This is a genomic window from Streptomyces sp. NPDC042371 (assembly GCF_056437465.1).
In genome coordinates this window covers 80,748-105,125 of sequence record NZ_JBWKAP010000004.1, presented here as the reverse complement: position 1 = coordinate 105,125, position 24,378 = coordinate 80,748, and the positions used below count along the sequence as shown (strand labels likewise).

At 70.2% G+C, this 24,378-nt stretch carries 23 protein-coding genes; 14 read left to right on the top strand and 9 right to left on the bottom strand.

Features of this window, described 5'->3' with window-relative positions; translation table 11 throughout:
* Nucleotides 1-41 precede the first annotated feature (41 nt).
* The 3 genes from AC068B_RS13555 to AC068B_RS13545 are packed head-to-tail and all read left to right on the top strand — an operon-like array spanning nt 42 to nt 2,912.
* On the top strand, nt 42-1,094 hold the full coding sequence (locus tag AC068B_RS13555) for a FecCD family ABC transporter permease (protein WP_478672061.1): 1,053 nt from the start codon (nt 42-44) through the stop codon (nt 1,092-1,094).
* 1 nt (nt 1,095) lies between these two features.
* On the top strand, nt 1,096-1,878 hold the full coding sequence (locus AC068B_RS13550; RefSeq protein WP_478671450.1) for an ABC transporter ATP-binding protein: 783 nt from the start codon (nt 1,096-1,098) through the stop codon (nt 1,876-1,878).
* Nucleotides 1,879-1,910: 32 nt separating this feature from the next.
* Entirely contained in the window at nt 1,911-2,912 is a 1,002-nt protein-coding gene (locus AC068B_RS13545) for an ABC transporter substrate-binding protein (RefSeq protein WP_478671448.1), read from the top strand.
* A gap of 15 nt (nt 2,913-2,927) precedes the next feature.
* Here the strand turns inward: AC068B_RS13545 and AC068B_RS13540 are convergent, their stop codons facing one another.
* Both AC068B_RS13540 and AC068B_RS13535 read right to left on the bottom strand, forming a co-directional pair.
* Nucleotides 2,928-3,785: an SMP-30/gluconolactonase/LRE family protein gene (locus AC068B_RS13540; RefSeq protein WP_478671446.1), complete on the bottom strand. Its 858-nt coding sequence runs from the start codon at nt 3,783-3,785 to the stop codon at nt 2,928-2,930.
* Nucleotides 3,782-4,552, bottom strand: coding sequence for an IclR family transcriptional regulator (locus AC068B_RS13535; protein WP_478671445.1), 771 nt, complete (start codon nt 4,550-4,552; stop codon nt 3,782-3,784). The genes AC068B_RS13540 and AC068B_RS13535 overlap by 4 nt, the downstream gene beginning before the upstream one ends.
* 239 nt (nt 4,553-4,791) lie before the next feature.
* Between AC068B_RS13535 and AC068B_RS13530 the strand changes: the two genes are divergently transcribed.
* From AC068B_RS13530 to AC068B_RS13500, 7 genes are all read left to right on the top strand, one after another.
* Nucleotides 4,792-5,958 carry a mandelate racemase/muconate lactonizing enzyme family protein gene (locus AC068B_RS13530; RefSeq protein WP_478671443.1) on the top strand — a complete coding sequence of 389 codons (1,167 nt, stop codon included), beginning with the start codon at nt 4,792-4,794 and terminating at the stop codon, nt 5,956-5,958.
* Complete coding sequence (locus AC068B_RS13525; RefSeq protein WP_478671441.1) at nt 5,955-6,974, top strand: zinc-dependent alcohol dehydrogenase; 1,020 nt, start codon at nt 5,955-5,957, stop codon at nt 6,972-6,974. Before AC068B_RS13530 ends, AC068B_RS13525 begins: the two co-directional genes overlap by 4 nt.
* A 162-nt stretch (nt 6,975-7,136) precedes the next feature.
* Nucleotides 7,137-8,105, top strand: a complete 969-nt coding sequence (locus AC068B_RS13520) for a hypothetical protein (RefSeq protein WP_478671440.1) — start codon at nt 7,137-7,139, stop codon at nt 8,103-8,105.
* Between the two features lie 3 nt (nt 8,106-8,108).
* Nucleotides 8,109-9,221 carry a multiple monosaccharide ABC transporter substrate-binding protein gene (gene chvE / locus AC068B_RS13515; RefSeq protein WP_478671438.1) on the top strand — a complete coding sequence of 371 codons (1,113 nt, stop codon included), beginning with the start codon at nt 8,109-8,111 and terminating at the stop codon, nt 9,219-9,221.
* Between the two features lie 17 nt (nt 9,222-9,238).
* On the top strand, nt 9,239-10,777 hold the full coding sequence (gene mmsA / locus AC068B_RS13510; protein ID WP_478671436.1) for a multiple monosaccharide ABC transporter ATP-binding protein: 1,539 nt from the start codon (nt 9,239-9,241) through the stop codon (nt 10,775-10,777).
* A 10-nt stretch (nt 10,778-10,787) separates the two neighbouring features.
* Entirely contained in the window at nt 10,788-12,017 is a 1,230-nt protein-coding gene (gene mmsB / locus AC068B_RS13505; RefSeq protein WP_478671435.1) for a multiple monosaccharide ABC transporter permease, read from the top strand.
* A 31-nt stretch (nt 12,018-12,048) separates the two neighbouring features.
* Entirely contained in the window at nt 12,049-13,197 is a 1,149-nt protein-coding gene (locus AC068B_RS13500; protein WP_478671433.1) for an aldose epimerase family protein, read from the top strand.
* An 18-nt stretch (nt 13,198-13,215) separates the two neighbouring features.
* Here the strand turns inward: AC068B_RS13500 and AC068B_RS13495 are convergent, their stop codons facing one another.
* Nucleotides 13,216-14,280 (bottom strand): glycoside hydrolase family 43 protein, encoded by a 1,065-nt coding sequence (locus AC068B_RS13495; RefSeq protein ID WP_478671431.1) that lies wholly within the window; start codon nt 14,278-14,280, stop codon nt 13,216-13,218.
* A 47-nt stretch (nt 14,281-14,327) separates the two neighbouring features.
* Entirely contained in the window at nt 14,328-16,832 is a 2,505-nt protein-coding gene (locus AC068B_RS13490; RefSeq protein WP_478672060.1) for an alpha-L-arabinofuranosidase C-terminal domain-containing protein, read from the bottom strand.
* Nucleotides 16,833-17,073: 241 nt separating this feature from the next.
* Between AC068B_RS13490 and AC068B_RS13485 the strand changes: the two genes are divergently transcribed.
* A complete protein-coding gene (locus AC068B_RS13485) occupies nt 17,074-17,202 on the top strand; it encodes a hypothetical protein (protein WP_478671430.1) in 129 nt (42 codons plus the stop codon).
* A gap of 70 nt (nt 17,203-17,272) precedes the next feature.
* Here the strand turns inward: AC068B_RS13485 and AC068B_RS13480 are convergent, their stop codons facing one another.
* Together AC068B_RS13480 and AC068B_RS13475 are read right to left on the bottom strand one after the other, a co-directional pair.
* Nucleotides 17,273-18,103, bottom strand: a complete 831-nt coding sequence (locus AC068B_RS13480; RefSeq protein ID WP_478671428.1) for a pectate lyase — start codon at nt 18,101-18,103, stop codon at nt 17,273-17,275.
* Nucleotides 18,104-18,275: 172 nt separating this feature from the next.
* Nucleotides 18,276-18,587, bottom strand: coding sequence for a hypothetical protein (locus AC068B_RS13475; RefSeq protein WP_478671427.1), 312 nt, complete (start codon nt 18,585-18,587; stop codon nt 18,276-18,278).
* A gap of 378 nt (nt 18,588-18,965) precedes the next feature.
* Here AC068B_RS13475 and AC068B_RS13470 point away from each other — a divergent pair, with 378 nt between their 5' ends.
* On the top strand, nt 18,966-19,775 hold the full coding sequence (locus tag AC068B_RS13470) for an ArsR/SmtB family transcription factor (protein ID WP_478671425.1): 810 nt from the start codon (nt 18,966-18,968) through the stop codon (nt 19,773-19,775).
* Nucleotides 19,776-20,033: 258 nt separating this feature from the next.
* Here the strand turns inward: AC068B_RS13470 and AC068B_RS13465 are convergent, their stop codons facing one another.
* Genes AC068B_RS13465 through AC068B_RS13455 form a run of 3 tightly spaced genes read right to left on the bottom strand, consistent with a single transcriptional unit; the run spans nt 20,034 to nt 21,599 of the window.
* Nucleotides 20,034-20,921 (bottom strand): hypothetical protein, encoded by an 888-nt coding sequence (locus AC068B_RS13465; RefSeq protein WP_478671422.1) that lies wholly within the window; start codon nt 20,919-20,921, stop codon nt 20,034-20,036.
* On the bottom strand, nt 20,918-21,487 hold the full coding sequence (locus AC068B_RS13460; protein WP_478671421.1) for a SigE family RNA polymerase sigma factor: 570 nt from the start codon (nt 21,485-21,487) through the stop codon (nt 20,918-20,920). Before AC068B_RS13460 ends, AC068B_RS13465 begins: the two co-directional genes overlap by 4 nt.
* A complete protein-coding gene (locus AC068B_RS13455; protein ID WP_356267069.1) occupies nt 21,459-21,599 on the bottom strand; it encodes a hypothetical protein in 141 nt (46 codons plus the stop codon). Before AC068B_RS13455 ends, AC068B_RS13460 begins: the two co-directional genes overlap by 29 nt.
* A gap of 298 nt (nt 21,600-21,897) precedes the next feature.
* Here AC068B_RS13455 and AC068B_RS13450 point away from each other — a divergent pair, with 298 nt between their 5' ends.
* Both AC068B_RS13450 and AC068B_RS13445 read left to right on the top strand, forming a co-directional pair.
* Entirely contained in the window at nt 21,898-22,479 is a 582-nt protein-coding gene (locus AC068B_RS13450) for a snapalysin family zinc-dependent metalloprotease (protein WP_478671420.1), read from the top strand.
* A 159-nt stretch (nt 22,480-22,638) separates the two neighbouring features.
* Nucleotides 22,639-24,372: a chitinase gene (locus AC068B_RS13445; protein WP_478671418.1), complete on the top strand. Its 1,734-nt coding sequence runs from the start codon at nt 22,639-22,641 to the stop codon at nt 24,370-24,372.
* The last annotated feature ends 6 nt before the right edge of the window (nt 24,373-24,378 follow it).

Genomic DNA, 24,378 nt, shown 5'->3' with positions numbered 1-24,378 from the left:
GCCACACCGGCCTAAGCGACACGGGCCTCCCCCCAACCGACCTGCGGGAGCGCCTCTCCTCGCCCAGAGTCCTCGTCCTGACCTGCGTCGCCCTGTTCCTCCTGCTGCTGGTCTCCGTGGTCGTGGCCATCGGCCTCGGCGCCGCCGTGGTCACGCCCGCCGACACCGCCCGCCTCCTGTGGGCCGCCCTCACCGGCGGACATATCGACGCGGACGAGACGACGACGTACCAGATCATCTGGCAGATCCGCACGCCGCGCGTGCTGCTCGCGGCCCTGGTGGGCGCCGGACTGAGCGCGGTCGGCGTGGCCATCCAGGCGATGGTGCGCAACGCGCTCGCCGATCCCTTCGTGCTCGGTGTGTCCTCGGGCGCGTCGGTCGGCGCGGTCGGTGTCACGGTCACCGGCGGGCTTGCCGCCCTCGGTGTGTACGCCGTGTCCGCCGGTGCCTTCGTCGGAGCGCTCGTGGCCTCGTTCCTCGTGTACGTCGCCTCCTCCAGCCGGGGCGCGCTCTCGCCGCTGCGGCTCGTCCTGACGGGCGTGGCGATGTCCCTCGGGTTCCAGGCCGTGATGAGCGTGATCATCTACTTCGCGCCGGACAGCGAGGCGACGTCGATGGTCCTGTACTGGACCATGGGCAGCTTCGGCGCGGCGAGTTGGGGCGCGCTGCCCGTCGTCGCCGCGGCCGTGCTCCTGGGCCTCGCCGTGCTCCACCGGTACGGCAGGGCGCTCGACGTCCTGGCGCTGGGCGACGAGACCGCGGCCAGCCTGGGCGTCAGCCCCGACCGGCACCGCACGGCGCTGCTCGTCCTCGTCTCCCTGATCACCGGCGTGATGGTGGCCGTGAGCGGCGCCATCAGCTTCGTGGGGCTCGTCATGCCGCACCTGGTGCGGATGGTGGTCGGCGCCACCCATGCCCGGGTGCTCGCCGTCGCCCCGTTGGCCGGGGCGGTCTTCATGGTCTGGGTGGATCTGCTGTCGCGGACCGTGGTGGCCCCGCGCGAGCTGCCGCTCGGCGTCATCACGGCGCTCGTCGGAGTGCCGGTCTTCATCGGCCTGATGCGCCGCAAGGGCTATACGTTCGGGGGGCGTTGAGATGGATCTGCGGATCGACGGAATCTCCGTGGACATCGACGGCAAGAGCCTCGTCCGTGACCTCTCCCTCGATGTGGGGAGCGGTGAGGTCGTCGGCCTGGTCGGCCCGAACGGCAGCGGGAAGTCGACGGCGCTGCGCTGCGTGTACCGCGCGCTACGCCCGGCCTCCGGTGCGGTCCTCGTCGGCGGCGACGACATGTCCCGGCTCACGATGCGCCGCAGTGCGCAGCTCGTCGCCGCCATGACGCAGGACGGCGCCGTCGACCTGGACTTCACGGTCGAGGAGGTCGTCGCGCTCGGCCGCACCCCGCACCAGCGCGGCAACCAGCCGCTCACCGCCCGCGAACGGGAGCTGTGCGCACGGGAGATGGAGCGTCTCGACATCGGCCACCTCGCCAAGCGCGGGGTCCTGACCCTGTCGGGCGGGGAGCGCCAGCGCGTGCTGCTCGCCCGGGCCCTGGTCCAGGAGCCGCACGTCCTGGTGCTCGACGAGCCGACCAACCACCTCGACGTACGCCACCAGATAGCGGTCCTCTCGCATCTGCGCGGCGCCGGGCCCACCGTCCTGGTCGTGCTGCACGACCTCAACCTCGCGGCGGCCGCCTGCGACCGGATCGGGGTGCTCTCGCAGGGGCGCCTGGTGGCGTCCGGGCCGCCGGAGGACGTGCTGACCGCGCCCCTGATGGCCGAGGTCTTCGGCGTGCGGGCGACCGTCGTCCCGCACCCCCTGACGGGCGACCCGCAGCTCCTGTACGCACTCCACCCCTCGCGGAACTCCCTCTGAGCGGAACTCCCTCTGAAAGGCACCAACTCCCCATGCCCCACCCCAGATCCATCGCCCTCGCCTCCGCACTCGCGGCCGCACTCGCCCTGAGCGGCTGCGGCGCCGAGATCGACTCGGACGGCGGCGCCGAGGCGTCCGAGAAGAAGGTCACCGTCAAGCGCTGCGGCGAGTCCGTGCCGTACAAGGTCCCCCAGCGGGCGGTCGCGTACGAGGGCGGCAGCGCCGACAAGCTGTTCAGCCTCGGCCTGACCGAGCACGTCCACGGCTATGTGATGCCGCCCGCCAACCCGCCGGTGAGCGAGTCGCCCTGGGCGTCTGAGTACGCCAAGGTGAAGATGCTCAGCGACGACCTGCTCAACAAGGAGCTGGTCGTCGAGGCGGAGTCCGACTTCGTCGTCGCGGGCTGGAACTCCGGCTTCAGCGACCAGCGCGGCATCACCCCGAAGATCCTCGACAAACTCGGCGTCCAGAGTTTCATGCATACGGAGAGCTGCTTCAACTACCCCGGCTACCCGGAGAAGGTCACCCCGTTCAAGGCGCTCTACAGCGATCTGGAGCGGCTCGGCAGGATCTTCCGGGTCGAGAAGAAGGCGGACCGGGTCGTCGGTGACCTGAAGAAGCGCGTGGCGGCCGTGGAGAAGAAGGCGCCCGCGGGCGGCGAGCGGGTGCCGGTCTTCCTCTACGACTCCGGCACCGACCAGCCCTTCACGGCGGGCAGCCAGGTGCCGCCCAACGACATCATCAAGAGCGCGGGCGGCAGGAACATCTTCGACGGCCTCGACGAGCGCTGGACGCAGGTCAACTGGGAGGCCGTGACGAAGGCCGAGCCCGAGGTCGTCATCGTCTTCGACTACGGCGACCAGCCCGCGAAGAAGAAGATCGAGTTCCTGAAGAAGTCCCCGCACACGAAGGAGCTGTCCGCCGTCAAGAAGAACAACTTCTTCGTCCTGGACTACAACGAGGGCATCAGCGGGCCGCGCAACATCGACGGCCTGGAGAAGTTCGGGAAGTACCTCAGGGAGCTCAAGGACTGAGACCAGCGCGGGAGTTCAGCCCGCGAAGGCGAACCCCGGCAGACCGCGGCCCGCGTCCGGCACGACCAGGACCGACCCCGAGAGAGGGTGCGGACGGTCGAGGCCGGTGCGGGCCGTGGTGATGTACAGGTCGCGCAGGCCGGGTCCGCCGAAGGCGCAGGCCGTGGGACGGCGCACGGGCAGCTCCACGACCCTGTCGAGGCGGCCGTCCGGGGTGTAGCGGCGGATCTGCCCGCCGTCCCAGAGCGCGACCCACACGCATCCTTCGGCGTCCACGGTGAGGCCGTCGGGAAAGCCCGCCCGCTCCTCGATGTGCACGAACGGCCGCCGGTTCAGGGCGTGTTGGCCTTCGTGGTCCAGTAGGTCGATGCGTCGCGTCGGGCTGTCGGCGTAGTAGACGAGGCGGCCGTCCGGGCTCCATCCCGTGCCGTTGCTGACGGCCACTTCGCCTTCGCCGAGCTGCTCGGTGACGGTGCCGTCGGGGGCGACGCGAGTGAGGCTGCCGCCACCGGGCGCCTCGTCGTAGCGCATGGTGCCCGCCCAGAGCGCGCCGTCGGGCGCGACGGCCGCGTCGTTTCCGCGGCGGCCCGGCACGGGGTCGCGCACCAGCCAGGTGAAGGGTGCGCCGCCGGGGCCGTAGAGGCCGATGCCGTCGCGGAGGTTGACGACCAGGCCACCGCCCGCGCGGGGCTTGGCGGCGCCGACGTGCTGTTCCGTGGCCATGACCGTGCGGCGGCCGTCCCCGGGGTCGTACGTGTGGACGCGTGAGCCGAGGATGTCGACCCAGATGAGGCGGCCGGTCGCCGCGTCCCAGGTGGGACCTTCGCCGAGCGAGGCCTCCGCGCGCACCGCCACGTCGTACGCACGGCTCATCGTGTGCCCCGGTGGCCGAGGCGGAGCGACAGGTCCCAGGCGCCCTTGGCGGCGAGGTCGGCCAGCTCGCGCTCGCGTTCCTCGGTCCAGCGGATCATCGGCACGGAGATGGAGAGGGCCGCGACGACCTGCCCGGCACCGTCCCGCACCGGCGCGGCCACGCAGCTCACGTCCGGGTTGGACTCCCGGTGCTCGACCGCGACGCCCTGCTCGCGGACCCCGGCGAGTGCGGTGAGGAGCTCGTCCGGGTCGGTGATGCTGTGCGGGGTCATGGCGGTGAACTCCCGGCCACGGACGCGGGATTCGAGCTCGTGCTGCGGCAGCGAGGCGAGCAGCATCTTGCCGACCGAGGTGCAGTGCGCGGGGAGGCGGCGGCCCGCCGCGGAGACCATGCGCACGGCGTGCGTGGAGTCGACCTTGGCGATGTAGATGACGTCGGTGTCCTCGAGGATGGCGACGTGGACGGTCTCGTCGCAGGTCTCGGCGACCTCCCGGGCCACCTGCCTGCCCTCGGCGGCGAGGTCCAGCCCTTCGGCGTACCGGCTGCCGAGCTGGTAGGTGCGCACGCCGAGGCGGTAGCGCCCTGGCTGATCCGGTATCTGGACGAGATAGGAGCGGGCCGCCAAGGTGGTCAGGAGCTCGTGCACGGTGGTGCGCGGCAGCTGGAGTCTGCGGGTGACCTCGGGCGCGGAGAACGTCCCGTCGCCCTCCAGGAACAGTTCGAGTATGTCCAGCGACCTGGTCACCGCGGGCACCAGTCGTCCCATGAGTTCGGCCTCCCACCCTGCGCGCGTCCGAAACTTCGGTCGCTGATCGGTATGACGAACACAGGTTAGGCACGGCGCAGTTCGCGGCGCAATGGCCGTCGGGTCCCGGCACGGCGCCCGCCACGCCCGCCCAAGACCGTTGCGCGCGACCCATTGACACCTTCAGGCCACCGTGAATACCGTCACGCCAACATTTCGAACGTGTGACGAAATACCGAACAAGTCAAGGGGCAACTGCCTTGCGCATTACGGGAATCAGCACGCATGTGGTCGGAACGCCCTGGCGGAATCTCACCTACGTCCAGGTCCACACCGACGAGGGCCTGACCGGTGTCGGCGAGACCCGCATGCTGGGCCACACCGACGCGCTCATCGGTTACCTCCGCGAGGCGGAGGCCCATCACATCCAGGGGTCGGACCCGTTCGCGGTCGAGGACCTCGTGCGCCGGATGAAGTACGGCGACTACGGCCGGGCCGGTGAGATCGTGATGTCGGGCATCGCCGTCATCGAGATGGCCTGCTGGGACATCAAGGGAAAGGCGCTCGGGGTCCCTGTCTGGCAGCTGCTCGGCGGGAAGGTCACCGACCGCGTCAAGGCGTACGCGAACGGCTGGTACACCACCGAGCGCACCCCGGAGGCGTACCACAAGGCCGCACAGGGCGTCATGGAGCGCGGCTACCGCGCCCTGAAGATCGACCCGTTCGGGACCGGGCACTACGAACTGGACCACGAACAGAGCCTGTACGCGGTGTCGTTGATCGAGGCCGTGCGCGACGCCATCGGGCCCGACGCCGAGCTGATGCTGGAGATGCACGGCCGGTTCTCGCCCGCCACGGCGATCCGGCTCGCCCGCGAGCTCGCGCCGTTCCGGCCCGCGTGGCTGGAGGAGCCGGTGCCGCCGGAGAACCTGAAGGCCCTGGAGAAGGTCGCGGCGAAGGTGGACATGCCGGTCGCGACCGGTGAGCGCATCCACGACCGGCTCGAGTTCCGCGAGCTGTTCGAGAGCCAGGCCGCCGACATCCTCCAGCCCGACGTCGGCCACATCGGCGGCATCTGGGAGACCCGCAAGCTTGCTGCGACGGCCGAGACGCACTACATGCTGGTCGCCCCGCACAACGTCGGCGGCCCGGTGCTGACCGCCGCCTCGCTGCAAGTCGGCTTCACCGCACCGAACTTCAAGATCCTGGAGCACTTCAACGACTTCGCGGACGCCGCCATCAAGAAGGTCGTCAAGGGCGCGCCGCAGGTCGATCCGGAGACGGGCTGCTTCGAGCTGTCGCACGCGCCGGGCCTCGGCGTCGAGCTTGACACGGACGCCGCGGCGGAGTTCCCCCAGCAGCAGGCGCGGTTCGACCTGTGGGCCGAGGGCTGGGAGAAGCGCTCACCCGACGGCTCCGGCGCATGACGTCGCGCGCGGTCGTCGTCGACCGCCCCGGCAGCCACCGCCTGGTCACCGGGGACCGCCCCGACCCAGGCCCCGGCGAGGTCCTCGTCGAGGTCGCCGCCGCCGGGATCTGCATGAGCGACCGCGAGGTGTACGACGGACACCGTGACGCCGCGTTCGTCCGCTACCCGGTGATTCCCGGCCACGAGTGGTCCGGCACCGTGGTGGCCGTCGGCGCCGGGGCCGACCCCGCTCTCGTCGGGCGCAGGACCGTCGCCGAGGGGTTCCGGGCGTGCGGGGTCTGCGAGCGCTGCCGGTGCGGCGAGACGAGCCTGTGCACGGGCGGCTATGCGGAGACCGGGTTCACCGAACCCGGCGCCTTCGCCGACCATGTCGTCGTGCCCGCGCGGCTGCTGCATCCGCTGCGTGACGACGCGGACCTGCGGGCCGCCGCACTGCTCGAACCGTCCGCTGTGATCGCGGGGGCCGTGCGGGCGGGGCGGGCCAGGCCCGGCGAACGGATCGCGGTGGTCGGCGCGGGGACGCTCGGGCTGCTCGCCGTGCAGCTGCTCGCGGCGGTCAGCCCCGCCGAGCTGGCCGTCGTCGATCCGCGCGAGGCCCGCGGGGCGCTGGCGCTGGGCTTCGGGGCGACCTGCGCGCTGTCGCCCGCCGAGGCGGAGGCGGAGGCGGTCCACGGCTCCTTCGACCTCGTGGTCGAGACGGCGGGGGCCGCGACCACGGCCGCGTCGTCCTGTCTGCTCGCCCGCAGGGGCGGGCGAGTCGTGCTCACGGGGATGTTCACGGCGGGGGCCGTGGGGATCGATCCCGTACATCTCTCCCTCAGTCAGCTGGAGGTGCGGTCCGTATTCGGGGCGTCGTCCGCGGCGTGGGCGGAGGCGGTGCGGGCGTTCGGGCTCGGGCTGCTGGACCCGGCTCCCCTCATCACGCATGAGTTTCCGCTGGAGCGGTTCGGGGAGGCGGTCGCCCTTGTCGGGGGCGGTGATCCCGGGACCGGGAAGGTCTTGCTGCTGCCCTGAGTTTTTTGGCTGCGGGTTGTGTCTGGCTGATCGCGCAGTTCCCCGCGCCCCTGAGCACAACACCTCGTCGGCCCACGTGATGCGCGGCCGTACCGACTCACACCCAAAGACACGAACCTCGTTCGAGATTTCGGACGTGATGATCCGATGCAAAGGACAACCGTGACCGACCCTTCGTCTCCCCTTCCCCGACAGCCCGGCGAACCCGCCCTCACCGCCCTCGGTCTCGCCGCCCCCTCCCCCGATCCCGCCGACGCCTCCCCGCACGCCTTCCCGGACGGCGGTGCCTGGCGGGTCGAGATTCCCTCGGTCGAGGGGCCCGAGGCGCTCGGCGTCGTGCTCAAGGAGTCCGCGCGGCTCGACGTGCCGATCCACCGCATCAGCCAGGGCAGCGGCGTCTGGATGCTGTCCGACACCGAGATCACCGACATGGTGGGCGGCGCCGCCGAGCGCGACATCGAGCTCTGCCTGTTCACCGGGCCGCGCGGCACCTGGGACACCGGCGCCTCCGTGCGCACCGACTCGCACGGTGCCGGGCTGCGCGCCCGGGGCCATGACGGGGTCGCCGGATGCGTCGAAGACGCCGTGCGCGCAACGGAGTTGGGCGTCACGTGTCTGCTCGTCGCCGACGAGGGCGTGCTGTGGACGCTGCACCGGGCCCGGACCGCCGGGATCATTCCGGCCGACACGACGCTGAAGGTGTCCGCGCTGATCGGTCCGGTCAATCCGGCCGCCTATGCCGTGTACGAGCGGCTCGGCGCGGACTCGCTGAACGTGCCGAGTGACCTGACACTCGCTCACCTCACGGAGATCCGCCGGGTGTCGGGCGCTCCGATGGACCTGTACGTCGAGGCGCCGGACGACCTCGGCGGCTACGTCCGCATGTACGAGATCGCCGAGCTGATCCGGCGCGGCGCCCCGCTGTACCTGAAGTTCGGGCTCGCGAAGGCGCCCGGGATCTATCCGTACGGCGCCCATCTGCGCGACCTCACCCTCGACACCGCCCGCGAGCGGGTGCGCCGCGGGCGGCTCGCCCTGGACCTCCTGGCCCGGCACGGCGCCGACGGCGGGATGTCTCCGCTCGGCTCGCGTCTGCCCGGCGACCTGAACCGCTTCCCGGAAAGGAGCTGACCCATGCCCATCCGCACGCGCCTCACCGCCGCGGTGGCCACCGCCGTCCTGCTCGGCTCGCTCACCGCCTGCGGCCAGGAGGCCAAGGGCGGCAGCCGCTACAAGCCGGACGCCGGAAAGGGCGCCACCATCGGCCTCGCGATGCCCACCAAGTCCTCCGAGCGGTGGATAGCCGACGGCAAGAACATGGCGGAGCAGTTCCAGAAGGCCGGTTACAAGACGGATCTGCAGTACGGCGACGACAAGGTCGAGAACCAGATCGCCCAGCTGGAGAACATGATCACCAAGGGGCGTGGTCTCCTGGTGGTCGCCGCCATCGACGGCTCCGCACTCACCGACGTCCTGGGGCGCGCGCACGACGCGGGCATCCCCGTGATCTCGTACGACCGGCTCATCCTCGGCACGGAGAACGTCGACTACTACGCGTCGTTCGACAACGAGCGCGTCGGCCGCCTGGAGGCGCAGTACATCGTCGAGAAGCTGAAGCTCGGCAAGCCGGACGACACGTCCGGCGACACGTACAACATCGAGCTGTTCGCGGGGTCGCCGGACGACAACAACACCAAGTACTTCTGGAGCGGCGCCATGAAGGTGCTGCAGCCGTACTTCAAGAGCGGCCGCCTCACCGTCCGCAGCAAGCAGACGAAGATGAACCAGGCCACCACGCTGCGCTGGGACGGTGGCACCGCGCAGAAGCGCATGGACGACCTGATCAGCAAGAACTACGGCACGGAGAAGGTCGACGCGGTCCTCTCGCCGTACGACGGGATCTCGCTCGGCATCATCTCGGCGCTGAAGAGCGCGGGGTACGGCTCCAAGAGCAGACCGCTGCCGGTGATCACCGGTCAGGACGCGGAGCTCGCGTCGGTGAAGTCCATCATCAGGGGCGAGCAGACGCAGACGGTCTTCAAGGACACCCGCAAGCTGGCCGCGCAGACCGTGGCCATGGGCGACGCCGTCCTGAACGACAAGAAGCCGAAGGTCAACGACACCACGGGGTACGACAATGGCAAGAAGGTCGTGCCGTCCTACCTCCTCGACCCGGTCAGCATCGACAAGAAGAACACGCAACTCCTCGTGGACGAGGGGTACTTCACGGCGGGGCAGCTCAAGTGAGGCGGCCCGTCCTCGAGATGCGCGGCATCACCAAGACGTTCCCCGGCGTCAAGGCGCTCTCCGACGTGAACCTGACCGTGCGCGCCGGGGAGATCCACGCGATCTGCGGCGAGAACGGCGCGGGCAAGTCGACGCTGATGAAGGTCCTCAGCGGGGTCCACGAGCACGGCAGCTACGACGGCGAGATCCACTTCGAGGGCGAGCGGATGGCCTTCAAGGACATCCGCGCCAGCGAGCGCCACGGCATCGTGATCATCCACCAGGAGCTGGCGCTCGTCCCCTATCTGTCCATCGCCGAGAACATCTTCCTCGGCAACGAGCAGGCCAGCCGGGGCTTCATCGACTGGCACGGCACGCTGCGCAGGGCGAGCGCGCTGCTTGAGCGGGTGGGCCTGCACGAGAAGCCGCAGACGCCGGTCGCCGACATCGGCGTGGGCAAGCAGCAGCTGGTGGAGATCGCCAAGGCGCTGTCCAAGGAGGTGAGGCTGCTGATCCTGGACGAGCCGACCGCCGCGCTCAACGACGAGGACAGCGCGAAGCTCCTCGACCTCATCGTGGAACTGCGCGAGCAGGGCATCGCCAGCATCATCATCTCCCACAAGCTCAACGAGATCCGGGCCATCACCGACTCGGTGACGATCCTGCGCGACGGGCGGACCATCGAGACCCTGACGGTCCGTGAGAGTCCGGACGCGGAGCCGCAGTTGTCGGAGGACCGCATCATCCGCGGCATGGTCGGCCGCGACCTCGACCACCGCTTCCCCGACCGCACGCCCTACGAGGGGGAGGACGCGGGCTCGCTCGCCCTCTCCGTCGCCAACTGGACGGTGCGGCACCCCATCGACCACCAGCGCAAGGTCGTCGACGACGTGTCGCTGACCGTGCGGCGCGGCGAGATCGTCGGCATCGCGGGGCTGATGGGCGCGGGCCGCACGGAGCTCGCGATGTCGGTCTTCGGGCGCTCCTACGGCCAGTACGTCACCGGCACGGTGTCGGTGGGCGGCCGCGAGGTCGCGACGAAGACGGTGCCCGCCGCGGTCGAGGCGGGCATCGCCTACGTCACCGAGGACCGCAAGCAGTACGGCCTCAACCTCATCGACAACATCAACCGCAACATCTCCCTGGCCTCGCTGCCCGGCATGCGGCGCAAGGACGGCTTCGTGGACGGACACCGCGAACGCTCCGTCGCCGAGCGCTACCGGAAGTCGATGAACATCAAGGCGCCCACCGTCTTCGAGCAGGTGGGACGGCTCTCCGGCGGCAACCAGCAGAAGGTCGTGCTCAGCAAGTGGATCCACGCCGACCCCGAGGTGCTGATCCTCGACGAGCCGACGCGCGGCATCGACGTCGGCGCGAAGTACGAGATCTACACCGTCATCGACCGGCTCGCCGCCGCGGGCAAGGCGGTGCTCTTCATCTCCTCCGAACTGCCCGAGCTGCTCGGGATGTGCGACCGGATCTACACGATGGCCGAGGGCCGGCTGACCGGTGAGGTCGACCGCGCGGACGCCACCCAGGAACTCCTGATGCGCCACATGACCAAGAACAGAAGCTGAGGCCTCCGCCATGACGACCACGACCAAGCCCCCGCGCGACACCGCGTCCGCGCCGTCTGCCCGGCAGTCAGTCGGCGAACTGCTGCTCCGGAGCGTGCGCTCCAACATGCGCCAGTACGGCATGCTCATCGCCCTGGCCTTCATCGTCATCCTCTTCCAGATCTGGTCGGACGGCGTCCTCCTGCTGCCGAGCAACGTCTCCAACCTGATCCAGCAGAACGGCTACATCCTCATCCTGGCCATCGGCATGATGATCGTCATCATCGCGGGCCACATCGACCTGTCCGTCGGTTCGCTGGTGGCCTTCGTCGGCGCGATGTCGGCGGTGATGATGGTCAAACACGACATGCCGTGGGTGCTCGCGCTCGTCCTGTCGCTGCTCATCGGCGCGGTCGCGGGCGCGTGGCAGGGCTTCTTCATCGCGTACGTCGGCATCCCGTCGTTCATCGTGACGCTCGCCGGGATGCTGCTCTTCCGCGGTCTCACCCAGATCGTCCTGGAGGGCCAGTCGCTGTCGCCGTTCCCCGACGGCTTCCAGAACATCGCCAAGGGCTTCATCCCGGAGATGGGCCCGTACACGCAGTACCACAACCCGACGCTGGTCATCGGCCTGGTCACGGTCGCCTTCCTGGTCTTCCGCGAGTGGCGCAGCCGCAAGCAGCAGCTCGCGTACGACCTGGACGTCACGCCGACGAGCCTGTGGGTGGCCAAGCTGGTGGCGATCACCGCGGCCGTCGTCGCCTTCACGCTGACCCTCGCCAGCTTCCGCGGCGTGCCCGTGGTGCTGCTCATCATGTGCGGTCTGCTGATCGGTCTCGGCTATGTGATGCGCAACGCGGTCATCGGCCGCCACGTGTACGCGCTCGGCGGCAACAAGGCGGCGGCGAAGCTGTCCGGCGTCAAGGACAAGCGCGTCACCTTCCTGATCTTCGTCAACATGGGCGTCCTTGCGGCCCTCGCGGGCTGTGTCTACGCGGCGCGGCTCAACGCGGGCACCCCGCAGGCGGGCCTGAACTTCGAGCTGGAGGCGATCGCGGCCTCGTTCATCGGCGGCGCGTCGATGAGCGGCGGCGTGGGCACGGTGATGGGCGCGGTGATCGGCGGCCTGGTCCTCGGCGTGCTCAACCAGGGCATGTCCCTGGTCAACATCGGCACCGACTACCAGCAGGTCATCAAGGGGCTCGTGCTGCTGGCCGCGGTCGGGTTCGACGTATGGAACAAGCGCAAGGTCGGCCGCTAGTCCACCCCGAATCCCCACTCTGGAGGCGCACATGGAAACGAGCAGACGCACCGTACTTACAGCGGCCGCCGCCGCGAGCCTCACCGCGACCGTCGCGGGCACCTCGTACGCGACGGACGGCGCACGGCCCACCAAGGAACTCTTCGGCAGACTCGCCGACGGCACGAAGGTGCACCGCTGGTCCCTTGCGAACGGCGGCACCCGCATGAAGGTGCTCTCGTACGGCGGCATCGTCCAATCGCTCGAACTGCCCGACCGGCACGGCCGGTACACGAACGTCTCCCTCGGCTACGACACCATCGAGGCGTACGCCGCCGGGGACACGTTCTTCGGCGCGCTGATCGGTCGCTACGGCAACCGCATCGCCCGCGGCCGCTTCACCCTGGACGGCAGGGCCCACCAGCTCTCCGTCAACGACGGGGAGAACAGCCTGCACGGCGGGGCCAAGGGCTTCAACACGCGGGTGTGGGACGTGGAGCCGTTCGCAGGGGCCACCGGAGTGGGCCTGGCCATGCGGTACGTGAGCATCGACGGCGAGATGGGCTATCCCGGCACGCTGCGGGTGAAGGTGACCTACACCCTCACCCGCGGCGGCGACTGGCACGTCGACTATGCGGCGACCACCGACAGGGCCACCGTCGTGAACCTCACCAACCACACGTACTACAACCTGGCGGGCGAAGGCAGCGGCGGCATCTACGACCACGAACTGACCCTGGCCGCCGCCCGGTTCACCCCCACCGACACCGGCCTCATCCCTACGGGCGAGCTCGCGAAGGTGGCCGGGACACCCTTCGACTTCCGGCGCGCGAAGGCGGTCGGCGAGGACATCCGCGCCGGGCACGAGCAGTTGGTGACGGCCAAGGGGTACGACCACAACTGGGTCCTGGACAAGGCCGTCACGGACCGCCCCGAGCACTTCGCGACCCTGCGGGACCCGAGGTCGGGCCGCACCATGAGGATCGCGACGACGGAGCCGGGCGTGCAGTTCTACTCCGGCAACTTCCTGGACGGCACCCTCACGGGCCCCTCGGGCCGCACCTACCGCCAGGGCGACGGCCTCTGCCTGGAGACCCAGCACTTCCCGGACTCCCCCAACCAGCCGTCGTTCCCCTCGACGGTGCTGCGCCCCGGCGAGCGGTACCGGTCGAGCACGGTGCACAGCTTCTCGACCCGCTGAGCGGATCAGCCGAGCGGTTCAGCCGCTGGTTTTCCCGTCCGCGACCGGGACGCCGAAGTCCGGCGTCCCGTCCGGCCGCCAGCCGAGGCGCTGGATGCGGGTGTGGCGGTTGGGGTCGTTCAGCGGGTCGCCGGTGATGTCCTTGTACGGACGGGCGTGGTAGACGAGGACGTCGGTGCGGCCGTCCTCGGCGACGGTGAACGAGTTGTGCCCGGGACCGTACTGCTTGGTGGTGTCGTTGCTGGTGAAGACCGGCTTCGGGGACTTCGTCCACGACGCCGGGTCGAGCAGGTCGCTGCCGGTGTCGGCGGTGAGCAGGCCCAGGCAGTAGTGCGAGTCGGTGGCGCTCGCGGAGTACGTCATGAAGAGGCGGCCGTTGCGCTGGATGACCGAAGCTCCCTCGTTCACCTTGAACCCGACGCACTCCCAGTCCAGCTCGGGTGTGGTGAGCCGGACCTGCGGCCCCGACACGGTCCACGGGTCGGCCATGCGGGACAAGAACACGGCGGTGTTGTTGTCCATGCCGGGCTCGTACTGCGCCCAGGCGAGATAGCGGGACCCCCGGTGCGTGAAGGTGGTCGCGTCCAGCGAGAAGGTGTCCCAGGCCGTGACGATCCGCCCCTTCTCCGTCCACGTCCCCCGGAAGGGATCGGGGTGGGGGTTCTCCAGGACCCACATGCGGATCTTCCACACGTCGTCGGCGGGCGCGGCGGCGAAGTAGAGATACCACTTGCCGTCGATGTGGTGGATCTCCGGGGCCCAGATGTGCGCGCCCATGTCGCCGCTCGGATGCTTGCGCCAGACGACGGCCTCCTCGGCGGTGGCGATGCCGCGCAGGGTGCGGGAGCGGCGCAGGATGATGCGGTCGTACTCGGGGGCGGTCGCGGTGAAGTAGTAGCGGCCGTCGGTGTGGCGGTGGATGTGCGGGTCGGCGCGCTGGCGGACGAGGGGGTTGGCGTACGGGGCGGCCTGGGCCGCGCCGGGCGCCGCTGCCCGTGCGGTCGCCGGGATCGCGAGGGTGCCCGCGGCGAGGGCGGCGCCTTTCAGGACGGTTCTGCGGCTCGGCGGTTCGATGGCGTTCATGGGGCGGTGTTCCTTTCCTGGAGGGACGGGGCAGGCGGTAGCGGGCGTCACTCGGTCCTGATCCGCAGGAACGTCACCGAGTGGGCGGGGAAGGTGTACGAGAAGCGGTCGTCCACCCCCTCGAAGGCCGATGTCTTCGGGGCGACGGGCCGTGCGGTCCTCGTGTTCTCGGCGGCCGGGTCCGCGGTCAGCGTGGTCACGCGCGCCTTCGCCGCCGGGTGCGCTCCTGCGCCGAGGTCGATCCGCGTACGGGCGGGCATCCCCTGGGCATTCACGACCTTGACGATCAGCTCGCCGGTGGCCTTGTCGCGGGTGACGACCTGACGGAAGGGCTCGGCGGGCTTGTCGTCGGTGAAGGAACCCCACTTCTTGCCGTCGAGGTAGAGCGTCACCTGACGGCCGCGCACCTCGACGCGCAGGTCGTAGCTGCGGCCCGTCTCGACGGTCGTCGTGTCCTGGATCATCGTCTGTTTGGCGCCGTCGGTGGTCTTCTCCACGGCCGACTGCGTGTTGTTCCAGCCGCCCAGGTTCCACCAGTAGTGGTTGCCGGTGTCCTTGACGCCGAAGGCCACCATGAAGCCCTCCTTGCCCGCCTTCTTGGTGGCCTTCACGTTCAGGTCGTAGTTCTGCCACCCCTTGTCGCCCGCCGTCACCAGGGTGTTCTCGGCGCTCTCGTCGGACTGGACGTACGCGCCGTCCCGGACGGCCCACGCCCCCTTGTCCGAGGCCTTCGTCCACCGGCCGTCACCCGCCGAGAAGTCGTCGGCCAAGAGGGTCGCGCCGTCCTGACCGGTGACCTTCACGTCGTCGTACGCGGCACTGGTCGCCCAGGTGGAGAGGCCGACGGCGCCGGTGATCGGGCCGGAGACGGCCGGGGTGCCGGACGCCTTCGACGGCACGACCTCGTCGCCGACGTTGCGCATGAAGAGCTTCTGCGTCTCGTAGTTGGCCGAGCCCCAGGACTGGTCGTTGTCGAACCAGATCATGTTCGGCTGCCACTGCACGTAGTCCTCGTTGGCGAGCAGCGGTGCGTACGAGGCGAGCTTCACGACGTCCGCGTTGCGCTCGAGGCCGGTCATGAAGGCGGCTTCGGAGAGGGCGTTGGAGAACCTGTTGCCCTGGGAGGCGTACTCGCCGAGGAAGACGTCGGGGCCCCGGCGGTCGTAGGAGTCGTAGCGGTCGTTGTGCTCCAGGAACCACTGGGGGCTGTTGTAGTAGTGCTCGTCGACCATGTCGACGTCCGCTTCCCGGTTGAGCTGCCACGCCCTGTCGAACGTCGAACCGCTGTCGTCGGGGCCGGAGTTGGAGATGACGGTGATGTCCGGGTGCTTGGCCTCGATGGCGGTGCGGAACTGCTTGAAGCGGGCGAAGAACTCGTCGGGCAGGTTCTCCTCGTTGCCGACTTCGAGGTGGGTGAGGCGGAAGGGCTCGGGGTGGCCCATGCCGGCGCGCTTCTTGCCCCACTCGCTGGTCACGGGTCCGTTGGCGAACTCGATCAGGTCAAGGGTGTCCTGGATGTGGCGCCGCAGGAGCGCGTCGTCGTCGGTGACCTTGTTCTGGCCGCAGCCGGTGACCAGGGCGGGGACGACGGGCAGTGGCATGGCGCCGGTGTCCTCGGCGAACTGGAAGTACTCGTAGTAGCCGAGGCCGTAACTCTGGTTGTAGCCCCAGAAGTTTGCGTTGGTCGTGCGCTGCTCGACCGGGCCGATGGTGTCCTTCCACTGGTACGAGCGCTTGCGCTGCCAGCCGGACGGCTCGTCGTACGCCTGGTGACTTCCGGTGTTGACCAGGCAGCCGCCGGGGAAGCGCAGGAAGCCGGGGCTCAGGTCGGCGACCTTCTGGGCGAGGTCCTTGCGCAGGCCGTTCTCGCGGCCCTTGTAGGTGTCGCGGGGGAAGAGGGAGATCATGTCGAGGGCGACGGGGGCGCCGCTCGCGACGGTGAGCCGACCGGTGGCGGAGGTGCGGGTGGCCGTGAAGGCCGCCTCGTACTTCGCCCAGCCGCCGCGTGCGGTGATGCGGCGGGCGGAGGCCAGGTCGCCGCCGGAGTCCCGCAGGGAGAGGGTGAGGGGTGCGCCGCCCGACGCCGTGGTGCGGGCCCAGACCGAGAAGTCGTACCGCTTGCCCTTGGTGACCGCGATCCCGGTGTTGTAGCCGGAGTTGGTGACGGATGCGCCGCCGCCCAGGGAGAGGTAGGAGCGGTTGCGCGCGTTCAGGCGGCCCTCGTCGTTCAGGACGCGGGCACTGCCCGAGGTCTCCCACGACGTCAGCGGCGTGTACGACGTGTTGTCGTCGGCGCTGTACTCGAAGGACCTGTTCTGCACGAGCTCCGCGTAGAGCCCGCCGTCGGCCGCGCGGTTGATGTCCTCGTAGAAGACGCCGTACATCGAGTCGTCGATCGCCGCTCCGGTGCGGGCCGTGTCGACGTCGATCGTGTAGTCCGTGGGATCGCCGGGGGCGGCGCCTGCCGTGCCGGGGCTCGCGGCGAGCGTCCCCGCGAGCAGCGACCCCAACGCCCCCACAGTGAGCCCGAATCTCCAACGCCTGCGCGCCATGCCCATCTCTGCCACCTCTGCCGTGTTCGATATTTCAGACATCGGTCAGGATTACGAACGGCAACTTAGGCAGTGCTTCTGGGCACGTCAACGCCTCGCACAAGAACGGATGTTGGGTTCGTGATGCCGAACAGAAGCGGCCCGATAGGGGCGGAAAGCGGCGGGTTCGTCAGCGGGCCGGTGAGCGGGCCTGTCAGCCCGTCCGTGCGCGCCGGGCCGCCCTCTCCCGGGGGACGAGCCGGTGGCTGAGCGCGGTGGTCGACGCGGGGGCGGCGTCGGGGCCGGGTCCTGGCGGGGCCTGGACGTCACCGACGCCGAGCGGGAGCAGGTCTACCACCGCGCTGTCCGGCGGCTGATGCGCCTCGACTGAACGGGCCCGGCCACAGCGCCCCCGCCGGTGGTGACCGGCGGGGGCGCTCCCCCGTGCCCGACCGCGTCCGCTACTGGTAGCTGATGTCCGCGGCCGTGAACTTGCAGTACGTGCCGTCGGGGCCCGAGCCCGTCTTGGTGGGCTCGTCACCGTTGCTGTTGCCGGTGAAGCGGTCGCACGTGGCGATCTTCTTGTTGCTGTCGCCGTGGATGCGGATGTTGCGCAGCGCCGCCGTGTCGCCGTAGTTCGTGTTGATGCCGACGACGGACTTGCCGGGCGCGGTGACGTCCACGTCGTTCACGATGATCGACCGCTTGTACTGCTTGGAGCAGTTGCCGCAGGAGCGGACCAGCTTGCCGAAGTCGGAGACCTGGAACTTGGTCACGACCAGCTTGCCCGCGCCGTTGAACTGGAAGACCTTGTCGTCGGCCTTGCGCGCGCCGCCACCGTGCACGGTGTACGTCGAGTTCGCCGACGTGCCCTTGAAGGTGGCCGCGTCCTCGCCGACGTCCTCCCACCACACGTTCTGCAGCGTGCAGTTGCCCTGACAGTGGATGCCGTCCGCGGCCGGGGAGCCGAGGATGACGTTCTTGAGGACGGCCCCGTCCTTCAGCTTGAAGATCGGGTCCTGTCCCTCGTCCTGGCCGTCGCCGCCCAGGTCGCCGGTGCCGTAGTAGCGCTTGAGGCCGCCGTCGAGGGTGCCGGAGACCTCGATGGTCTTCGCCGTGGGCGCCTCGCCCCTGGCCTCGGGCCAGGCGGTGGCCGCGCCCGCGGGCGACAGCATGCTGTTCGTCGCGATACCGGCGCCGGTCAGGGCGAGTGCGGTGGTCGCCGCGCCGATGGCCCGGCGCGTGGTCAGGCGCCGCTTGCGGCCCTTGCGCAGGTCAGCTCGTGAAGTCATGAGTCCCATTCCTTGTGCGGGGTACGGGTCCTTGTCCCGGGGGGGGCGTGTCCGCTGTGTGGTCTCCGCCGGACGGGAATGGGTTGCCGCCGCGGGAAGACTTTCTGCCGGGACCGGCCTCGCCGACGACCAGGACGCCGAATGCCCGCACGTCCTGGTCCGCCCGCGGGTGTTACGGCCTACAGCCCTCCCCGCCTGCGTACTTGGAACTGCTGATGAACCAGGTCGGCCCCAGAGTGTAGGTGGTGCCGGCCGCTACACACTGGAAGCTCTGGCTGGCGCCCAGCGCCCAGGTCTCGATCAGGTGATTGAAGTTTCCGCAGTTCCTCCACACCGCCCGACCGCCGTAGTTGTCGGTGTAGCCACAGTTCGGCTCGGCGGCTGCCGTGGGCCGCTCCGTCGCTTGTGCCGATGTCGGCATCACCAGGAGGCCCGACAGAGCCAGTCCCAGCGCCGCTGCGGTGATCGGGAGTTTCCGGAGCATCGCTTGTTTCCTTTCTGGCCGCGTCCTGCCCCTCCTCTGTGAGGGGCAGGCGGCTGTCACCGTGGCACGGCCTGGATCACTGTTGCCATCGCTTCAGGCACCGCTGAAAGGATGGCCCCGCCCGGTAGGGACGAGGTATGGCGTCGCGCGAAGGCGGCGGTGCGGAGGGCGGGGGCTGTGAAACGCATTCATTTCACTGCGGAGGATCTTGCACGGACCCGGGTGGCCGTGTCCCTCGGGGTGGCGGCAGAGACGTTCGACAGTGTGCGGCTGCTTCGGGAGAGCACGGACGCTCCGGCCCTGGCGCCGTTCTTACGGTGGCGGGCCGCGGTCGGCGGGCGGCTGGGCGAACGGGCGGCGGGGCCTTTGACCGCGTTGATGCCCGGACGCGGACCCGTGGTCGACGCGATGAGCCTGATGGGGAACACGGCGGACCTCGACGAGGCGGTGGAGAATCTCCTGGCGGCTCCGCGGGCCCTGCTGCGGGCGGAGCTGGAGAACCTTCGCATCCGGCCCACGCACCGCAACTGGGCCCGGAATCTGGCGGACGGCGACCGCGAGGCCCGGCTCCAGGTGGCCGCGGCGCTGCGGGCGTGCCACGCGGTGACCACGGCGCCGTACTGGCCGCGGATGCACTCGTTCCTCACCTCTGTGCGAGAAGGGTATGTGCGCGCGATGGGCGAGGGCGGGACCGGGCGGATGCTGGAGTCGCTCGATCCGTCCCTGGTGCGCTGGCGGCCGCCGGTGCTCGAAGTCCGCCATAGCCGCGAGGCTGATGTCCACTTGGGCGGGCGCGGCCTGGTCGTTACCTCGGCTGTGTTCTCCTTGCAAGAGGCTGAAGTGCTGTCCTGTCCCGGGGACTCGGAGCAGGCGCCGGTCCTTGCCCTCCCGGCCTTCGGGGCCGAGCCGCCGGGGGCGGGTCTGTGGAGCGTCGGTGACACGGCGGGCCGGCCACTGGAGGAGTTGCTGGGACGCACCCGGGCAGCGGTGCTCGAAGCGGTGGCAGACGGTTGCAGCACCACGGACTTGGCCCGTCGGGTACGGGTGTCCGCCAGCTCGGCCAGCCAGCACGCGACCGTGCTCCGCAAGGTCGGCCTGATCACCACCGGCCGCGACGGCAAGGCCGCCCGCCACACCCTGACCCCGCTGGGCACAGCGCTGCTGGAGTCCGGTAACCGCTACCCCTGACCACCACAGCCGGACTGGTGGCGCGCCACGACCACTCCGAGCGCGGGCGCCCGGCCACGGCCCGCAACTGGTCGGCGGTGACGGCCACGGCGTCGTCGGCGGGCCCGAGCCGGACCGCATCCAGGACCTTGGTCCACGAGGTGCTGGCGCGACCCGGCAGGAGACGCAGCGGTGAGAGCAGCCGACGACGGCAACGAGTCCGTGCCGACCGTCGTCCCGCAGGCACCAGCGCACAGAGGTCGAAGGGACGGCCCAAGCTCAGGCGAAGTCGCCCCGCCAGGTGGCCCGTTCGTCCTTGGTCCCGGCATCGACCGTGTACGTGTCGTCGCCCGCGTCCCGCTTTCCTGCCGGGTGGTCGAACTGCCCGGCGAAGACGTGTTCGCCGACGGGCACGGTCCGGCCCGGCCTGAGCGTCCAGCGGTAGACGAGGGCGCCGTCCCGCTCCGCCACCGACACCTCGAAGTCCGCCTCGGGCAGCGAGCGCCAGTTGCCGGTGTCGGCGACCTTGCCGCTCCCCGCGATCCGCACCTCGACGGTGAGCGCGGTCAGCGCCTTCTTGGCCTTGACGGTGATGTCGGACTGCGACCAGTACGTGCTGGAGCCGGGGTCGATCGAACCGTCCGCCCACAGGAGGCGGTCGGCGGGGACCCGCTTCGGGGAGGTGCCGGGCTCGGCGGGCCTGCCGCTGTGCTCCGAGGGGTTCAGGGGCCCCTGGGACTCGTCGGCGTCCGGTGACGCGGAGTCCGATGGCTTCGTGCGGCCGTGGGAGTCCGGGGACTTCGGCGGGTCGTGCGGGCGGCGGGTCGGCGGTGCGACGGTGCCGGTCGGCTCGGGCGACGCGGCAGACGGCCGGGGCGATGTGCTCGTGGCCACGGCCTGCGACGACGGTTCGCCGTCGCGCAGGGCGACGGCCACCCCGTACCCGGCGACGGCGATCACCCCGGCCACGGCCGTGGTCGCGCCCACGACCCGCAGCCAGGACGCCCCTGCCGTGCGGGGGGCTTTCGGACGCCTCTCCGGCCGCTCCCCCTCGGCCATGCCGCGCTCGACGCGGGCCAGCATCCGCTCCCGGTCGGGCCGGTGGGCCCGGGCCGCGCCGCGCAGCTTCCCGCGCAGGGCGTTGTCGTCGTGCCCTTCGTCCCTCATGTGCTTCCCCCCGTGTCCGCCGCGACCGCACGCACCCGGGCGAGCGCGGGGTACGGGCCGAGGCGTCGTTGCAGCTCAGCCATTCCCTTCGACGTCTGGCTCTTCACCGTACCCACCGACACGCCGAGGGCCTGTGCGGTGTCCTTCTCCGAGAGGTCGAAGGCGTGCCGCAGGACCACGCAGGCCCGCTTGCGGAACGGCAGCGCGCGCAGCGCCTCCTGTACGTCGACGACCGCCGGTACGTCGGGGTCCGCGACGCCCTCGTCGCGGCCCGACCAGAAGAGCGTGACGCGGCGCCGCTCGCGCACGGCGCTGCGGATGCGGCTGCGCGCCATGTTCGCGACGACGCCCCTGGCGTACGCGGCCGGATGGTCGGCGGCCCGCACCCGGTCCCAGCGGTGCCAGAGCGCTAGGAGCGCGTCGGCCGCCAGGTCGTCCGCGCCGTCGGCCTCACCGGTCAGCAGGTGGGCGAGGCGGGCGAGTTCGGCGTAGTGCCGCTCGAAGAAGGCGTGGAACTCGGCCGCCGCGTCCGCCGCTCTAGCGGGTCCTTCCGTCGCCGAGGACATCGGTCGGCGTCACCTCCCCCGCGGCGGCAACCTTCATCGCACCGGCGGCGACAGAGAAGTCGGAGGCGCCCGCAGGGTCCTCACGGACGGTCAGCGGCGGGTGCTCGGTCACGTGGGGGTCCCCTCGGCGGGCGGCGGGCACAGCGGAAGGCGCGGAAGAGATGGCCTTCGAAGCGCTTCGATGCTCCGTGTTCGATGGTGTCCATGTCAAGGCGCGCCCGGGTGGCTGAATACCGTACGGAACTTCCGAAGGCCCGGATCCGGAGCCAGCACCGCCAGTACTTGACGATGTACCGTCACGTGCGACCGACGAGAGTTCGGCCACTGCCAACTCCCTTGTCCATAGCGGTAGTTGGCCAGCAGGAACCCGCAACTGCCTGTCGCACACCCCCGCACCCGAAAGGACAACGATGCTGCACTTCAGACGGCTTGCCATAGCAGTCGCGACCACAGCGGCCGCCCTGACCATGGCGCCAGCGGCGAACGCCGTGTCCACCCCGGACACGGTCGCGGCCAAGAGCGCATCCGCCGTGGTGACGCTCCGCTACGACGACAGCCAGGCCAGGGGCTGGGAGACGGCGATCGCCGCCGGAGTCGCCTCATGGAACACCAACGTGGACAACGTCAAGCTGACCAAGGCCCAGCCCGGCACCCGGGCCGAGATCCAGATCGTGGCCACCACCGGCTGGCCGCAGGCCACGATCGGTCCGGTCCGCCCCGGCGGTCGCGGCCGCGTCGAACTCGGCAGGCAAGCGGTCGACCAGGGGTACGACAAGACCCGCATCGCCGCCCATGAGATCGGCCACAACCTGGGCCTGCCCGATACCAAGCCCGGCCCGTGCTCCCAGCTGATGTCGGGCTCCACCGGCGGCATCAGCTGCAAGAACGCGGTGCCCAACGCGGCCGAGCAGGCCCGCGTGGAGTCCTTCTACGTCAACGGCATCACCTCACGCGTTCCGGCCGAAGGACGCCTGGTGGTGGACCGGTACTAGCCGCACGGAAGCCTTCTGCACACCGGTGCCCGGCCGCGCCACCCGCGACCGGGCACTCCAGAGGTCTTGACAACCTGATTGGTCTGGACCAACTATGCGCACAGCAGCGGTGGCCACCGTCGTTCACATCCGCCCTTCACCTCTTCCTGGAGGCACCCCGTGGACCGTGTACGTCAGGGCAGACCCGGCTTTCGCCGGAGATTCGGCGCGGTGATCGCCGTCGGTGCGGCCAGCGCACTCGCCGTCACCGCGCTCGCCGCGCCCGCGCAGTCGGCGGACGCCGGGGCGACGAACGTCCAGGCGGACGTCAACGTCGCCAAGAACGCCGGGTTCGAATCGGACCTGAGCAACTGGACCTGCGCCGCGAACAGCGGTGAAGCCGTCACGTCCCCCGTGCACGGCGGCACCAAGGCGCTGAAGGCCACCCCATCGGGCCAGGGCACCGCCGAGTGTTCCCAGGTCGTGAAGGTGAAGCCCAGCTCTACGTACAAGCTGAGCAGTTGGGTGCAGGGCAGCTACGCCTACCTCGGCGCCCGCGGCACCGGCACCACGGACGTGTCGACCTGGACGCCGGGCAACTCGGCCTGGCAGCAGCTCTCCACCAGCTTCACCACCGGCGCCAACACCACGTCGGTCACGGTGTACACGCACGGCTGGTACGGGCAGAGCGCGTACTACGTGGACGACGTGAACGTCTTCGGGCCCGACGGGGGCGGCGGCACCGACCCGGTGGAGCTCCCGGCCGTACCGTCCGGACTCGCGGCGGGCACGACGACCTCCACGTCGGTGGACCTGTCCTGGACCCCGGTGTCCACGGCCACCGCCTACACCGTCTACCGCGACGGCACGAAGGTCGCCACGACCAGCGGCGCCTCCACCACCGTCACCGGCCTCACCCCCGAGACCACGTACAGCTTCCAGGTGAGCGCCTCGAACGCGGCGGGCGAGTCCGCTAAGTCGACCGCGGTGTCCGCGCGGACCGGCAAGGGCGGCGGCGGGGACGGCGGCACCGTGCCCAAGCACGCGCTGACCGGCTACTGGCAGAACTTCAACAACGGCGCCACCGTGCAGAAGCTGCGGGACGTGTCGTCGCAGTACGACATCATCGCCGTCTCCTTCGCCGACGCCACCACCACGCCGGGCCAGATCACCTTCAACCTGGACCCCGCCGTCGGCTACCCCTCCGCCGCCGACTTCAAGGCGGACATCGCCGCGAAGCACGCCGCGGGCAAGTCCGTGATCCTCTCCGTCGGCGGCGAGAAGGGCACCATCTCGGTCAACAGTGACGCCTCCGCGACGGCGTTCGCGAACAGCGCCTACGCGCTGATGCAGGAGTACGGATTCGACGGCGTCGACATCGACCTGGAGAACGGCCTCAACCCCACCTACATGACGAAGGCGCTGCGCCAGCTCGCGGCGAAGGCGGGCTCGAAGCTGGTGCTCACCATGGCTCCGCAGACCATCGACATGCAGTCCACGTCCGGCGGGTACTTCCAGACCGCGCTGAACGTCAAGGACATCCTCACGGTCGTCAACATGCAGTACTACAACAGCGGTTCGATGCTGGGCTGCGACGGCAAGGTCTACAGCCAGGGCAACGTGGACTTCCTGACCGCGCTCGCCTGCATCCAGCTGGAGGGCGGCCTCGATCCGTCGCAGGTCGGCATCGGCGTCCCGGCGTCGACGCGCGGCGCGGGCAGCGGCTATGTGTCCCCTTCGGTCGTGAACAACGCGCTCGACTGCCTGACCCGCGGCACCGGCTGCGGCTCCTTCAAGCCGTCGAAGACGTACCCGTCGCTGCGCGGCGCCATGACGTGGTCGACGAACTGGGACGCGACGGCGGGCCATGCCTGGTCGAACGCGGTCGGCCCGAAGGTGCACAGCCTTCCGTAGCCGGGC

Bases quoted from the DNA above. Each gene is read 5' to 3' on its own strand.
- AC068B_RS13550 (WP_478671450.1), top strand. From the start codon at position 1,096: ATGGATCTGCGGATCGACGGAATCTCCGTGGACATCGACGGCAAGAGC.
- AC068B_RS13545 (WP_478671448.1), top strand. From the start codon at position 1,911: ATGCCCCACCCCAGATCCATCGCCCTCGCCTCCGCACTCGCGGCCGCA.
- AC068B_RS13540 (WP_478671446.1), bottom strand. From the start codon at position 3,785: ATGAGCCGTGCGTACGACGTGGCGGTGCGCGCGGAGGCCTCGCTCGGC.
- AC068B_RS13535 (WP_478671445.1), bottom strand. From the start codon at position 4,552: ATGGGACGACTGGTGCCCGCGGTGACCAGGTCGCTGGACATACTCGAA.
- AC068B_RS13525 (WP_478671441.1), top strand. From the start codon at position 5,955: ATGACGTCGCGCGCGGTCGTCGTCGACCGCCCCGGCAGCCACCGCCTG.
- chvE (WP_478671438.1), top strand. From the start codon at position 8,109: ATGCCCATCCGCACGCGCCTCACCGCCGCGGTGGCCACCGCCGTCCTG.
- mmsA (WP_478671436.1), top strand. From the start codon at position 9,239: ATGCGCGGCATCACCAAGACGTTCCCCGGCGTCAAGGCGCTCTCCGAC.
- mmsB (WP_478671435.1), top strand. From the start codon at position 10,788: ATGACGACCACGACCAAGCCCCCGCGCGACACCGCGTCCGCGCCGTCT.
- AC068B_RS13500 (WP_478671433.1), top strand. From the start codon at position 12,049: ATGGAAACGAGCAGACGCACCGTACTTACAGCGGCCGCCGCCGCGAGC.
- AC068B_RS13495 (WP_478671431.1), bottom strand. From the start codon at position 14,280: ATGAACGCCATCGAACCGCCGAGCCGCAGAACCGTCCTGAAAGGCGCC.
- AC068B_RS13490 (WP_478672060.1), bottom strand. From the start codon at position 16,832: ATGGCGCGCAGGCGTTGGAGATTCGGGCTCACTGTGGGGGCGTTGGGG.
- AC068B_RS13480 (WP_478671428.1), bottom strand. From the start codon at position 18,103: ATGACTTCACGAGCTGACCTGCGCAAGGGCCGCAAGCGGCGCCTGACC.
- AC068B_RS13475 (WP_478671427.1), bottom strand. From the start codon at position 18,587: ATGCTCCGGAAACTCCCGATCACCGCAGCGGCGCTGGGACTGGCTCTG.
- AC068B_RS13470 (WP_478671425.1), top strand. From the start codon at position 18,966: ATGCCCGGACGCGGACCCGTGGTCGACGCGATGAGCCTGATGGGGAAC.
- AC068B_RS13465 (WP_478671422.1), bottom strand. From the start codon at position 20,921: ATGAGGGACGAAGGGCACGACGACAACGCCCTGCGCGGGAAGCTGCGC.
- AC068B_RS13460 (WP_478671421.1), bottom strand. From the start codon at position 21,487: ATGTCCTCGGCGACGGAAGGACCCGCTAGAGCGGCGGACGCGGCGGCC.
- AC068B_RS13450 (WP_478671420.1), top strand. From the start codon at position 21,898: ATGCTGCACTTCAGACGGCTTGCCATAGCAGTCGCGACCACAGCGGCC.